Origin of the sequence: Citrobacter sp. wls717, from assembly GCF_005280955.1 — a bacterium.
In the GTDB taxonomy this organism is placed as follows: domain Bacteria; phylum Pseudomonadota; class Gammaproteobacteria; order Enterobacterales; family Enterobacteriaceae; genus Citrobacter; species Citrobacter werkmanii.
The window spans coordinates 44212-58118 of the sequence record NZ_SZWW01000038.1 but is presented as its reverse complement, the minus strand read 5'-3'; the positions used below and the strand labels follow the sequence as shown (position 1 = coordinate 58118).

The following is a 13907-nucleotide window of genomic DNA, read 5'->3' as shown; positions in this document are numbered from 1 at the left end:
ACCTTGCTACAGCAAGCTCTTGACGTATGCGTCAATGTCGCTGATGTATTTTTCTATACCTGGAGCATCTTTCTCTTGAATAAGATGTTCCAGCGCTTCACATAACTGCTTGCCGGGTACCAGATTAAGCATGGCAAACACGCCTTTCAGGCGATGAGCCGTTTGGGCTAACGCAGCGAAATCACTGATTGCTGCCTCAGTATACAACCTCTTAACATCATCCGGTACTGTGTCTACAAAGAGTGCATAGTAACCGCTGGCATGAAGTTCGGCGTTTGCATCTCCGCCGAGGGGGAGCTCCTGGAGCTCTTCTTGTGCCAACTGCTCTTCTATCAGCTCGAGGACAGCTTCCTGCATAGCATTGCTCATATTAAAGTTGACGCGCAGCTGGCCGGGGCCAATTTTCCGTACGCCAGACTCATCATCGCTTAAAAGCAAGCCCGAGGCAGTAAGATTAGACGGATTATCTGTTAAAAAGAGATCATATTCTTGACTATTCAACCGTTCGTCGGGCGTGATGCAGGTTGCCCCCCAGTTTTCCAGTTGACGTAATACGATGCTCCGTACGTCATTAGAGGTCACATCAACCATCACGCAGACGTCATCTAACAGGCGCTCTTCACTATCAGCATGTTGATCGTGCAGTGGCATTTTAACATGGACTATATAACGTGTTCCAAGCTCTTCCCGCGCTTTAATGTTCAGGTGTCCACCCAGCTTACGGGCTAACTGATCGCACAGCCAAAACGTTAACGGGTTGGCTTTGCCATAACGATCGCCTTGTGTGTCATTAATGAACGGGAAATGCAGGTTATCAACTTCCTGTAACGTGACGCCTTCCCCGGTGTCCAGAATGCGGAAAGTCAGACGTTCAGCTTCCGATTCATCCTGGTCGACCTCCAGTGTGATTTTACCAATCTGCGTGGTGGTTACCGCATATTGAATCAGCAACAGCAAAATACGACGCAGGGCATCGCGGTCGCCACGGCGTTCGTCATGAGCGCTAAGGTGATTTTTAATCAGTAGCTGCAGCCCTTTACGCTTAATGGCCGGCAACACCTCCGGGACCACGTCGTCAATCAAGGCCTGCACGGAAAACAGCGTCGATTCACCTTTCCAGGCGTCGCTTTCCAGCAAGTTAGCCAACTGGATTTCATCCACCATGCGAACCAGAACGTCGGCCTGATTGGCCAGTTTTTGGCTGTCGGGGGTATTGAGCGCGGCGGCATTAGCAGCCAGTGTTTTAGCCGGGTCCTTCAGCGCATTACCAATATTCTGCATAAAGGCCGCGCGGGCCTGCTGGTTTTTCTCATACAGCCGCTGCGCTTGCTTCAACTTCTTATTAACCAGTACTTCACGGTCCTGGTCACGAATGATAAAGATCTGCGTTCGCGATGAGATCTGGCTGCGAAACAGCCTGATTTCATACAGTTCATTATTGATAGTGGCCTGAATAACGCCCTGATGTTGTTCCGCCATACTGGTAATATTTTGCAGATTTAAATGCGGCAGCAGGTGGTCGGCAATTTTATTGCTAATTACCGTGCGGTTGGCTTCTTGATCGTGCACCAGCAATCCCAGCGGCAGCAGGGAAACAATCTCTTCATTGATCGCACGCAGGATCCGCAGTTCATTATTTGCCGCATGATTTGGCGCCACTTCGGTTGAACGGGCAGGGAGGTGACGAAAGGTGGTATAACCAAACAGCGCCAGGGCCAGCAACGCGATGTTCAGTAACAGCGGCAGCAGAATGTTTTGCAGCGTATCGAGTAGCAATGAGCCAAATGGAACCTGCCAGACCAGCCGCATATCCGTCGTGTCCAGCGCCGATGAGATCTCAATTTTACTGTTGTTGAAGCTAATACTGACGCTGTCAGGCGACTCTTTTTCATTAACATGTTCAGTCGTTGAGCTGGTATCAGGGACCAGATGGAAACTGTCCAGCGGCATGCCGGCAGGGATCAGGTCATTAATCGGCAGGTCAAAGGCGACAACCGTTGCCAGATGTCCCGGCTGATTAAAGGTCGTGCGCAGCGTGAAGTAATGTCCGTTTTGCCAGACCAGACGGCGCAACGATGAGAAGCTTTCGCGCTCATCCAGCGCATTGGCCTGCTGCAACATTTCAGCGCGCCGGGAGTCAACAATATTACCGATCGTCGATTCCTTAAAGCCGGAAGTCAGATCTTTTAGCGGCAATGTTGAGATAAGGATCAGGCTATTGTCCTGACCATTAAGGTAATACATTGACCATGGAATATTTTCCGCGCCCCACAGCGTATCCAGATAGGTTGAGATTCGTTGGGTCATCTCCAGCGTAGAGCTGTCATGTGAGCCGAAAATCAGCGCCTCGGTTTTTCTGCGAGGTTTTTCAAGATAGTAGACATCTTGTTTCAGGCGAGTTTCCTGCAGCCCTTCTGCGCCAGGCGAGCTCGGCGTGGCGGCAATATTGTCATAAATTTGCCAGGTCACGTATCGCCAGGTATCGACCCTTTTATGAATGGCATGGGTGATATCGACAATCTGATAGCTCTTATCCTTTAGCCAGGTATTGACGGCGCTCTGGACCATGACGCCCATCATCACCAACAGCACCACGATCAGTAATAAGAAGTAACGGGTAATATTTCCCGGTAGTAGGGAGAATCGGGTAGAAGCCGTTGTGTCAGACTGACTCATTCGTGTTTATGACCTGTTAAACGACGCGAAAGTTGAAGGGGCAGTATAAAGGGTAATGTATGAATTGCCATACCTGGACCATGCCACAGAGTTTGCATTGGCTACGTCACATTTTGCTGCACCCCCCCCGATGATGCAAAAGTGTACAGCGGATAATAACGGGTACAAATATTTTGTAGTGAATGTATACATTTAGCATTAAATAACAAGAAATTAATAATAAGGTTTATTTCTGATCTCGACGTGACGGGATGATTAATAGACGTGATAGTTTTTCATCGGTAGCACAGAGCAGTCAGCTTTGTGTAAAGAAGAGTAAAAAAAAACCGAACGCAGAGCATTCGGTTGAAATAGGGGTAAACAGACATTCATGAATGAATGACGGTAATAAATAAAGTTAATGATGATAGCGAGTCTATTTTAGTTGCGAGTGAAGATTTTTTTTTATCATTCAGTGCTATGGTTGTGTTTTGTTTAATTAATTGATTTATATATATTTTATAATGATTCTTGACTATTTGTGCTTATTCTCTCCATTTTCTTAATTAAAAAAAGTTCCCTTTTGTTAATATTTTGAAACATCTACATAGATAAATGAAACATCTTTAAAGTATTAGTATCATATTCGTGTTGGATTATTCTGTGTTTTTGCGGAGAATGAAGTTGCCGACTGGTTAATGAGGGTTAGCCAGTGAGCAGTGGCATAAAAAAGCAATAAAGGCATATAACAGAGGGTTAATAACATGAAAGTTAAAGTACTGTCCCTCCTGGTACCGGCTCTGCTGGTAGCAGGCGCAGCAAATGCGGCTGAAATTTACAACAAAGACGGCAACAAATTAGACCTGTACGGTAAAGTCGATGGTCTGCACTATTTCTCTGATGACTCTTCTAAAGATGGTGATCAGACCTATATGCGTATCGGCTTCAAAGGCGAAACCCAGGTTAACGACCAACTGACCGGTTACGGCCAGTGGGAATACCAGATCATGGGTAACTCCTCTGAAAACGAAAACAACGCCTGGACCCGTGTGGCGTTTGCTGGTCTGAAGTTCGCTGATGCAGGTTCTTTCGACTACGGTCGTAACTACGGCGTGGTTTACGACGTAACGTCCTGGACCGACGTTCTGCCGGAATTCGGTGGCGACACTTACACTTCTGACAACTTCATGCAGCAGCGTGGTAACGGCTTCGCGACCTACCGTAACACCGACTTCTTCGGTCTGGTTGATGGCCTGAACTTTGCCATTCAGTACCAGGGTAAAAACGGTAGCCCGGAAGGCGAAGGCATGACGGGTGTGACCGGCAACGGTCGTGATGCACTGAATCAGAACGGCGACGGCGTTGGCGGATCTATCACTTATGATATCGGTGAAGGCTTCTCCCTGGGTACTGCAGTCACCAGCTCTAAACGTACTGACGAGCAGAACAAGCTGAACTTCGGTACTGGCGATCGTGCTGAAACTTACACTGGTGGTCTGAAATACGACGCGAACAACGTGTACCTGGCAGCACAGTACACCCAGACCTACAACGCAACGCGTGCGGGTAACCTGGGCTGGGCTAACAAAGCACAGAACTTCGAAGCTGTTGCGCAGTACCAGTTCGACTTCGGTCTGCGTCCGTCTGTGGCTTACCTGCAGTCTAAAGGTAAAGACCTGAACAATGGTTACGGTGACCAGGACATCGTGAAATATGTTGATGTTGGCGCAACCTACTACTTCAACAAAAACATGTCCACCTATGTTGATTACAAAATCAACCTGCTGGATGACAACCAGTTCACCCGTGATGCTGGCATCTCTACCGATGATATCGTAGCACTGGGCCTGGTTTACCAGTTCTAATCTGCGCTTATTATTGTTAAAAGGCCCTGCGGGGCCTTTTTTAATGCTTTTTTTCCGCCGTACAAACAACGATTTTTGGTGTACTCTTGCGCCCGTTCGCATGAGGATAATTACGTATGGAAATGAATTTTTATCGCGCAGCGCTGCTGGCTGTGACGATCTTTTTTGTCGGGTGCGATGAGGCCCCGAAACCGGCTCAGACCGCACAATCCGCCACCGTTCTGGAAGGTAAAACGATGGGCACCTTCTGGCGGGTCAGCGCGGTGGGCGTGGATGCCAAACGCGCCAGGGAGTTGCAGGCGAAGATCCAGACTCAGCTTGATGCTGACGATCAGCTTCTTTCAACCTATAAAAATGATTCTGCCCTGATGCGCTTTAATCTGTCGAAAAGCTTGTCGCCGTGGCCGGTTAATGACGCTATGGCGGATATCGTCACGTCGGCGCTGCGAATTGGCGCGAAAACCAATGGCGCGATGGATATCACCGTGGGACCGTTGGTCAACCTGTGGGGTTTTGGTCCGGATCAGCAACCCGTGCACATTCCCACTCAGGCGCAAATTGACGCCGCAAAAGCGCAAACCGGACTTTCACATTTGAAAGTGATTAATGAGGCTCATCGGGATTACCTGCAAAAAGACTTGCCGGATCTGTATGTGGATCTGTCTACCGTTGGTGAAGGTTATGCCGCCGATCATCTGGCGCGACTGATGGAGCAAGAGGGGATCGCCCGTTATCTGGTTTCCGTTGGCGGTGCGCTAAACAGTCGTGGTATGAATGCGGAAGGCCATCCATGGCGGGTGGCGATCCAGAAACCCACCGATCGAGAAAACGCGGTGCAAGCGGTTGTCGACATTAACGGGCACGGCATCAGCACCTCCGGTAGCTACCGTAACTATTACGAGCTGGACGGTAAACGCCTGTCGCATGTTATCGATCCGCAAACCGGTCGTCCGATCGAACACAATCTGGTGTCTGTGACGGTGATAGCCCCTACGGCGCTGGAGGCTGACGGCTGGGATACCGGTTTGATGGTGCTCGGCCCGGAAAAGGCCAAAGAGGTGGTGCGTCGTGAAGGGCTGGCGGTCTATATGATTGTGAAAGAGGGGCAAGGGTTTAAAACCTGGATGTCGCCGCAGTTTAAAAGCTTTCTGCTCAGCGAAAAAAATTAAAAAGCAAGATTGCGGGTTTTTATACCTGGCTATCAGGACACACTGAGGCTAAGCGCTATGCTTAACAAAGGAGTCCATAATGAAAAGTCGTTTACGCATAACGGATGATGACCGCTGGCAGTCTGTTGTGGATCGTGATGCTGACGCCGACGGTCAGTTTGTTTTCGCCGTCCACACTACCGGTATTTTCTGCCGCCCGTCCTGTCGGGCGAAGCATGCGCTGCGCAAAAATGTCAGTTTCTTTGCTGATGCCGAGCAGGCGCAGGCCGCCGGATTTCGGCCCTGTAAACGCTGCCAGCCGGATAAAGACAGCGCGCAGCAGCATCGGCTGGACAAAATAGCCCACGCCTGTCAGTTGCTGGAGCAGGAGTCGCCCCTCACGCTGGATGAGCTGGCGCAGCAGGTGGCGATGAGCCCGTATCACTTGCACCGTCTGTTTAAAGCCACGACGGGCATGACCCCGAAAGCGTGGCAGCAGTCCTGGCGCGCTCGTCGTCTGCGCGATGCCCTGGCAAAAGGGGCGCCAGTAACCCAGGCGATTTTGAACGCCGGATTCCCCGACAGCAGCAGCTATTACCGGCAAGCGGATCAGGCACTAGGGATGACCGCCAGGCAATTTCGCAAAGGCGGCGACAACGTTTCTGTGCGCTATACCCTGACAGATTGCGCCCTGGGGCGTTGCCTGGTGGCGGAAAGCGAACGCGGTATCTGCGCGATCTTGCTGGGTGATGATGATGCTACATTGGTCGCGGAACTGCATGAGCTGTTTCCCGCCGCTCAGGATGAAGCAGCCGATGCTGATTTCCAGCAGCATGTGCGTGAGGTCATCGCCGTGATCAATACGCGCAATACGCCACTGTCGCTGCCGCTGGATATCCGCGGGACCGCATTCCAGCTGCAGGTGTGGCAGGCGCTGCGCGCAATCCCATGTGGGAAGACGGTTAGTTACCAGCAGTTAGCCAGCGCCATCGGTAAACCGAAAGCGGTGCGCGCGGTGGCCAGCGCCTGCGGAGCCAACAAACTGGCGATTGTCATCCCGTGTCACCGGGTGATCCGTAATGATGGTGCGCTTTCGGGCTACCGCTGGGGTATTGCGCGCAAAGCGCAGTTACTGCAACGAGAAATATCTGGGGAGGAAACGTAATGCTTGATCTCTTTGCGGATGAGAAACCCTGGCAGGAACCGCTGGCATCCGGCGCGGTAATTTTGCGGCGTTTTGCCTTTGAGTCCGCGCCGTCTTTGCTGCAGGCGATCGCGGCTGTCGCCCGACAGTCGCCGTTTCGCCAGATGGTGACGCCCGGCGGTTACACGATGTCGGTGGCGATGACCAACTGCGGTCATTTGGGCTGGACGACGGATCAACATGGCTACCTTTATTCTCCGTTTGACCCGCTTTCCGGTGCGCCATGGCCGCCGATGCCGGATGCTTTCGCTGCACTGTGCCAGCAGGCGGCAACGGCGGCGGGCTATGCCGATTTTCAACCCGATGCCTGCCTTATTAACCGCTACACGCCAGGGGCGAAACTGTCATTACATCAGGATAAAGACGAACCTGACCTGCGGGCGCCTATCGTTTCTGTCTCGCTGGGGTTACCGGCCATCTTTCAGTTTGGCGGTTTGCGCCGTAATGACCCTTTAAAACGTTTACTGCTGGAGCATGGCGATGTCGTGGTATGGGGTGGGAACTCACGGTTGTTTTATCATGGGATCCAGCCACTTAAGACAGGGTATCATCCGTTAACCGGTGACTGTCGTTACAATCTGACGTTTCGCCAGGCTGGTAAAAAAGAATAAAAATAAGAATTATTATTGCTGTCGGCAAAGAGATGTTTAAACTGCGGGCTGTTATTACTTGTCCGGGTTGTTTGCATGGAACTTTTACTTCTTGTCTGGCGGCAGTATCGCTGGCCATTTATCAGCGTCATGGCGCTCAGCCTCGCCAGCGCTGCATTGGGAATTGGGCTGATTGCGTTTATTAACCAGCGCCTGATTGAAACGGTCGACACCACATTGATGGTGCTGCCGGAGTTTCTTGGCCTGCTGCTATTGTTGATGATTGTTACCCTCGGCTCACAACTGGCGTTAACCACGCTGGGACACCACTTTGTTTACCGCCTGCGTAGTGAATTTATCAAGCGTATTCTGGACACCCACGTCGAGCGTATCGAACAGCTTGGCAGCGCCTCGTTGCTGGCCGGTTTAACCAGCGATATCCGCAACATCACCATTGCTTTTGTTCGTCTGCCTGAGCTGGTGCAGGGGATTATCCTGACTATTGGGTCGGCGGCGTATCTGGCGATGCTATCAACCAAAATGCTGCTGGTGACGGCAATCTGGATGGCAATCACCATCTGGGGCGGGTTTGTGCTGGTCGCGCGGGTATATAAACATATGGCGACCCTGCGCGAAACAGAAGACAAATTGTACAACGATTACCAGACGGTGCTGGAAGGGCGCAAAGAGTTGACGCTCAACCGCGAGCGCGCCGAGCACATCTTTAATCAATTATACGTCCCGGACGCTAAAGAATATCGTCACCATATTATCCGTGCCGATACCTTCCACCTCAGCGCGGTGAACTGGTCGAACATTATGATGCTGGGCGCCATTGGCCTGGTGTTCTGGATGGCTAACAGTCTGGGCTGGGCGGATACCGCCGTGGCGGCGACCTATTCGCTGACGCTGTTATTCCTGCGTACGCCGCTGCTTTCTGCCGTTGGCGCATTGCCGACGCTGCTCACCGCACAGGTCGCTTTTAATAAGCTGAATAAGTTCTCACTGGCGCCCTTTAAGGCCGAATTCCCGCGACCAACCGCGTTTCCGGACTGGCAAACGCTGGAGCTGCGTAACGTGGTATTCCACTATCAGGATAATGCGTTCTCTGTCGGACCGGTAAATCTGACTATTCGTCGCGGGGAACTGATCTTCCTGATTGGCGGCAATGGTAGTGGGAAATCCACACTGGCTATGTTACTCACCGGGTTGTATCAACCGCAGTCAGGCGAGATCCTGCTCGACGGCAAAGCGGTTGCTGTCGAAAAACCAGAGGACTATCGCAAGCTGTTCTCCGCCGTGTTTACCGACGTCTGGTTGTTCGACAAACTGCTCGGTCCGGAAGGTAAAGAGGCCGATCCGGCGCTGGTGGCAAAGTGGCTGGAACATCTGAAGATGGGTCACAAGCTTGAGCTGAACGATGGGCGTATTCTCAATCTCAAGCTGTCGAAAGGGCAGAAAAAACGCGTGGCGCTGCTGCTGGCGTTGGCGGAGGAGCGTGACATTATTCTGCTGGATGAATGGGCTGCCGATCAGGACCCGCACTTCCGCCGTGAGTTCTATCAGGTGTTATTGCCGCTGATGCAGGAAATGGGTAAAACCATCTTCGCTATTAGCCATGACGATCACTATTTTGTTCACGCCGATCGTCTGTTGGAGATGCGTAACGGACAGTTAAGTGAATTAGTGGGCGATGAGCGTGACGCCGCCTCGCGAGATGCCGTCGCTCGTACTGCGTAATCCCTGCAACCGCCGGTTTTTTAGCCGCCCGGCGGTTGCGTTTATTGTTATTTACATAAATCGGCATCATGATTAATGATATTTCATATCATGGATTTATGATTAATGTCCGCATTCAACAAAAACAGCGCCAGACTGCGTGATGAAGAGCGCGCGCGCCTCATCTGGCTGCTGACCACTGATAAAGCCATTATTTCCACGCTGTTGGGCAAGCTTACCCTGGCTGAGCAATATGACGTCGGTACCTTAGCCGACGATATTGCTGAGGTAGGGGCGCTGGTGGCGCACCTGCCGCCGCCCGATCTGGCCGATACCCTCGAAGCATTACCTTCTGAAGAGCGCCACGCCCTGTGGCGGCTGGTCCAAAATGAAAAACGCGGTAACGTCCTGCTTGAGGCGTCAGAAAACGTCTGGGACGATCTGATTGATGAGATGAGCGATCGCGAGCTGCTGGATGCCCTGCAATATCTCGACATCGATGAACAGATTTACCTGGTCCAGCATCTGCCGCGTAATCTCACAGGCCGTCTGCTGGCAACGTTACCCGCAGAGGAGCGGGCGCGCGTGCGCCAGGTATTGCACTACGAGAAGAATCGCGTCGGTGCGATTATGGAGTTCGAAGTCATCACCGTGCGCCCGGACGTGACGCTGGAAGTGGTGCAGCGCTATTTACGGCGGCTGGGCAGGATGCCGGAGAACACCGATAAACTTTTCGTGACCGATCGCAATAAGGTGCTGGTCGGCGAACTGACGCTAACCTGTATCCTGCTCAATGATGTGCAGCGTAAAGTCAGCGAGGTGATGGAAGATGACCCTCTCACCTTTTCCCCGGAAGACATTGCCGAAAACGCCGCGCGTACGTTCGAACGTGACAACCTGGTCAGTGCCGCGGTGGTTGATCCTGCCGGTAAGTTGATGGGCCGTTTGACCATTGATGAGATCGTTGATGTGGTATACGAAGAGACCGATACCGATCTGCGTCGAATGGGGGGCTTGAGCGCCGAAGAGGATGTGTTTGCTCCTGTTACCAAAGCGGTAAAAACCCGCTGGGCATGGTTGGCCATTAATCTCTGTACCGCCTTTATCGCCTCGCGGGTCATTGATGGCTTTGAACATACGATCTCGCAACTGGTGGCGCTGGCCTCGCTGATGCCGATTGTGGCAGGGATCGGCGGCAATACCGGAAATCAAACTATTACCATGATTGTTCGCGCGCTGGCGCTACAAAATATTCAGCCGGGAAACCTGACATTTTTGATCCTGCGCGAGATGGGCGTGGCGCTGGTAAATGGCCTCGTCTGGGGGGGGATTATGGGCGGCATTACCTGGTGGCTGTACGATGATATGGCGCTCGGCGGCGTGATGACCCTGGCGATGATGCTTAATCTGCTGATGGCGGCGTTGATGGGGGTGATTATTCCCATGACGATGGTGAAGCTCGGGCGCGACCCGGCGGTCGGCTCAAGCGTCATGATTACGGCAATCACCGATACCGGCGGTTTCTTTATTTTTCTCGGTCTGGCAACGCTATTTCTGATGTAGCCGCGCGTTTACGTCTGACGATGCGCGGCAGGATGAGCATCGTCATCACCCCGGCAACCACGCCAATCGCCAGGTTGCCGGTAGCGACCGTTGCGCCGACGGTTATCAGCATGACCTGCGTTTCAGTAACGGGGATTTTCGTCAGTGTCGCGGGCTGGATACTCTGCCAACTGAAGGTTTTCACCGCCACAATCACCATAATTCCCGCCAGCACCGACATGGGTATTTTCGCCATGACTTCGCTCAACGCGGTGACTAGCAGCAGCAACACCAGCCCGGCGGCAATCGTCGAAACGCGGCTGCGTCCTTTGCCCATCTCGACGTTAACGATGGTCTGACCAATCATCGCGCACCCGGCAATGCCGCCATAAAATCCGGCCAGAATATTGGCTATCCCCAGTCCAGTGCTCTCTCGATTCTTATTCGACGGTGTCACCGTCAGATCATCCACCAGACGGGCGGTTAACAGCGACTCCATCAAACCGACAAAAGCGATGCTCAGCGCACAGGGCCAGATAATGGCCAATGTTTGCAGGTTGAGCGGCACTAACAACTGCGTTAACCCCGGAAGGCTATCGCTCATTGAACCTTCATCACCGACGGTTGGTAACAGTTGCCCACTGCTTACAGTAAATATCGTCAGCAGCACGATGGCGATAAGCGGCGCGGGGATTGTTTTAATCAATCGCGGAACCCACAGCACAATCAGCAGCGTCAGGATAAACAGTCCCCAGATTAGCGGGCTTTTCCCCCAGAAATGCGGGACCTGGGCAAAGAAAATCAAAATGCCCAGGGCGTTGACAAAGCCGGTCATGACGGCTGTAGGAATGAATCGCATCAGACGCGCCATCCCTGATACGCCAAACAGGATCTGAATCATCCCAGCCAGCACCACCGCAGGCAGAATGTACTGCACGCCATGTTGATGCACCATCGGACCAATCACCAGCGCAACCGACCCTGCCGCGGCGGTAACCATTGCCGGACGGCCGCCTAAAAAAGACATTGCCAGGCACAACACGACGGAAGCGATCAGGCTGACTTTAGGATCGACGCCCGCAATAACGGAAAAAGAGATCACTTCCGGGATCAGCGCCAGGGCGGTTACCACCCCCGCCAGCGTTTCTCGTACCAACAGGCGGGGTTGTCGCAGTACGGCGCGGGTGCTCTGTTCTGTCACCGCAGGGGAGGAGTGTGTTGCAGACATAGTAACTCTCAGGTCAGAAAGGGCCTGATAACAGAAGACCGACAGGCATCCGTGCGTGAATAGCAAAGCGCAGCATAGTACGCGTCTGGCGGGCAGGTTTCCAGAAGTGATTGTCAATAACCGTATAAATTATCAACGTATTAATAACATTTTTAAAATTAAAATATAATTTATAAACAATATTTAATTATTTTTACTTAAGTGTTACCGTTGGTGCCGCTCGATTTTCACCTGCATTAAAAGCAAAAAGCGATACTAAAAGTAAGGCATTAACATTATGAAAAAAGTGACTGCCATGCTCTTCACCATGGCTGTAGGGCTGAACGTTGTCTCAATGGCAGCAAAAGCGAAAGCGGCGGAAGAGCAGGAAACGGATGTACTGTTGATTGGCGGCGGTATCATGAGCGCCACGCTGGGAACCTATTTACAAGAGCTGGAGCCACAATGGTCAATGACCATGGTCGAGCGACTGGATGGCGTCGCTCAGGAAAGTTCGAACGGCTGGAACAACGCCGGAACCGGCCACTCCGCACTGATGGAGCTGAACTACACGCCTAAAAAGGCCGACGGTAGCATCAGCATTGAAAAGGCAGTCGAAATCAACGAAGCCTTCCAGATTTCCCGTCAGTTTTGGGCTTATCAGGTCAATAATGGCGTGATGCATGAACCGCGCTCATTTATCACTACCGTCCCGCATATGAGTTTTGTCTGGGGCGACGAGAACGTGAATTTCCTGCGCGCCCGTTACACCGCCCTGCAGCAGAGCACCTTATTCCGTGGTATGCGTTATTCCGAAGATCACGCGCAGATTAAAGAGTGGGCGCCGCTGGTCATGGAAGGTCGCGATCCGAAACAGAAAGTCGCGGCAACGCGCACCGAGATTGGTACTGACGTTAACTATGGTGAAATCACGCGCCAACTGATTGCCTCGTTGCAGAAGAAGCCCAACTTTGCGCTACAACTGAGCACCGAAGTACGAGGCTTTAAGCGTAATGCAGACAATAGCTGGACCGTTACGGTCGCCGATCTGAAAAACAACGAAGCGGAACATGATATCAAGGCGAAGTTTGTCTTTATTGGTGCCGGTGGCGCGGCGCTGAAGCTGTTGCAGGAAACCGACATTCCGGAAGCGAAAGGCTATGCCGGATTCCCGGTTGGCGGCCAGTTCCTGGTGGCGGAAAACCCGGACGTAGTGAATCGCCACCTGGCGAAAGTGTATGGTCAGGCCTCTGTGGGTGCGCCGCCGATGTCGGTACCGCACATCGATACCCGTATCCTGGATGGCAAGCGTGTCGTGCTGTTTGGGCCATTCGCGACATTCTCCACCAAGTTCCTGAAAAACGGTTCATTGTGGGATCTGCTCAGCTCGACCACGACGTCGAACTTTATGCCGATGGTCAACGTAGGTCTGGATAACTTCGATCTGGTGAAATATCTGGTAAGTCAGGTGATGCTGAGCGATGACGACCGTTTTGCCGCACTGCAAGAATACTATCCGCAGGCGAAAAAAGAGGACTGGCGTCTATGGCAGGCGGGGCAGCGTGTGCAGATCATTAAAAGTGATGCAGAAAAGGGCGGCGTGCTACGTCTGGGAACTGAAGTGGTCAGCGATAAAGAAGGTACGATTGCTGCACTGCTGGGCGCTTCGCCTGGTGCATCAACCGCGGCGCCGATCATGCTGCATCTGATGGAAAAAGTGTTTAAAGATAAAGTCGCCAGCCCCGAGTGGCAGGCGAAGCTGAAAACGATTATTCCGTCTTATGGTACTAAGCTGAACGGAAACGTTGAGGCAACTGAACAAGAGCTGCAATACACCAGCGAAGTTCTGGGTCTGAAATACGACAAGCCGCAGGTTGCCGATGAAGCGCCAAAACCGCAGTTGAAACCTCAGGCTCAACCGCAGCCTGAGCAGAAAGCTGTGGCGGATATCGCGCTGTAAATAAAATGCCGGATAAG

General features: G+C 52.2%; 8 protein-coding genes and 1 pseudogene. 7 read left to right on the top strand and 2 right to left on the bottom strand.

Annotated features, from left to right (window positions below; genetic code table 11):
* Positions 1 to 6: 6 nt before the first annotated feature.
* Entirely contained in the window at positions 7 to 2676 is a 2670-nt protein-coding gene (rcsD, locus tag FDX09_RS18580) for a phosphotransferase RcsD (protein ID WP_137347677.1), read from the bottom strand.
* Between the two features lie 743 nt (positions 2677 to 3419).
* Here rcsD and FDX09_RS18575 point away from each other — a divergent pair.
* The 6 genes and pseudogenes from FDX09_RS18575 (at position 3420) to mgtE (ending at position 10744) form a co-directional block, all read left to right on the top strand.
* Positions 3420 to 4520 (top strand): porin OmpC, encoded by a 1101-nt coding sequence (locus tag FDX09_RS18575; protein WP_121529301.1) that lies wholly within the window; start codon positions 3420 to 3422, stop codon positions 4518 to 4520.
* A 116-nt stretch (positions 4521 to 4636) separates the two neighbouring features.
* Positions 4637 to 5689: an FAD:protein FMN transferase ApbE gene (gene apbE / locus FDX09_RS18565; protein WP_137347676.1), complete on the top strand. Its 1053-nt coding sequence runs from the start codon at positions 4637 to 4639 to the stop codon at positions 5687 to 5689.
* Positions 5690 to 5768: 79 nt separating this feature from the next.
* Complete coding sequence (gene ada, locus FDX09_RS18560) at positions 5769 to 6833, top strand: bifunctional DNA-binding transcriptional regulator/O6-methylguanine-DNA methyltransferase Ada (protein WP_137347675.1); 1065 nt, start codon at positions 5769 to 5771, stop codon at positions 6831 to 6833.
* Positions 6833 to 7523: pseudogene (alkB, locus tag FDX09_RS18555) on the top strand (DNA oxidative demethylase AlkB). The gene ada and the pseudogene alkB overlap by 1 nt, the downstream one beginning before the upstream one ends.
* 35 nt (positions 7524 to 7558) lie before the next feature.
* Positions 7559 to 9202: a multidrug ABC transporter permease/ATP-binding protein gene (locus tag FDX09_RS18550; protein ID WP_137347673.1), complete on the top strand. Its 1644-nt coding sequence runs from the start codon at positions 7559 to 7561 to the stop codon at positions 9200 to 9202.
* A 105-nt stretch (positions 9203 to 9307) separates the two neighbouring features.
* Positions 9308 to 10744: a magnesium transporter gene (mgtE, locus tag FDX09_RS18545; protein WP_069323415.1), complete on the top strand. Its 1437-nt coding sequence runs from the start codon at positions 9308 to 9310 to the stop codon at positions 10742 to 10744.
* On the opposite strand, the gene FDX09_RS18540 is transcribed toward mgtE, so the two are convergent.
* Positions 10707 to 11951: a SulP family inorganic anion transporter gene (locus FDX09_RS18540; protein WP_137347672.1), complete on the bottom strand. Its 1245-nt coding sequence runs from the start codon at positions 11949 to 11951 to the stop codon at positions 10707 to 10709. The genes mgtE and FDX09_RS18540 overlap by 38 nt on opposite strands.
* A gap of 277 nt (positions 11952 to 12228) precedes the next feature.
* Between FDX09_RS18540 and mqo the strand changes: the two genes are divergently transcribed.
* Entirely contained in the window at positions 12229 to 13890 is a 1662-nt protein-coding gene (gene mqo / locus FDX09_RS18535) for a malate dehydrogenase (quinone) (RefSeq protein ID WP_085047851.1), read from the top strand.
* Positions 13891 to 13907 lie beyond the last annotated feature (17 nt).

What these genes read in the sequence shown, in the direction of transcription:
- rcsD (WP_137347677.1), bottom strand. Translation starts at nt 2,676, where the DNA reads ATGAGTCAGTCTGACACAACGGCTTCTACCCGATTCTCCCTACTACCG.
- FDX09_RS18575 (WP_121529301.1), top strand. Translation starts at nt 3,420, where the DNA reads ATGAAAGTTAAAGTACTGTCCCTCCTGGTACCGGCTCTGCTGGTAGCA.
- apbE (WP_137347676.1), top strand. Translation starts at nt 4,637, where the DNA reads ATGGAAATGAATTTTTATCGCGCAGCGCTGCTGGCTGTGACGATCTTT.
- ada (WP_137347675.1), top strand. Translation starts at nt 5,769, where the DNA reads ATGAAAAGTCGTTTACGCATAACGGATGATGACCGCTGGCAGTCTGTT.
- FDX09_RS18550 (WP_137347673.1), top strand. Translation starts at nt 7,559, where the DNA reads ATGGAACTTTTACTTCTTGTCTGGCGGCAGTATCGCTGGCCATTTATC.
- mgtE (WP_069323415.1), top strand. Translation starts at nt 9,308, where the DNA reads ATGTCCGCATTCAACAAAAACAGCGCCAGACTGCGTGATGAAGAGCGC.
- FDX09_RS18540 (WP_137347672.1), bottom strand. Translation starts at nt 11,951, where the DNA reads ATGTCTGCAACACACTCCTCCCCTGCGGTGACAGAACAGAGCACCCGC.
- mqo (WP_085047851.1), top strand. Translation starts at nt 12,229, where the DNA reads ATGAAAAAAGTGACTGCCATGCTCTTCACCATGGCTGTAGGGCTGAAC.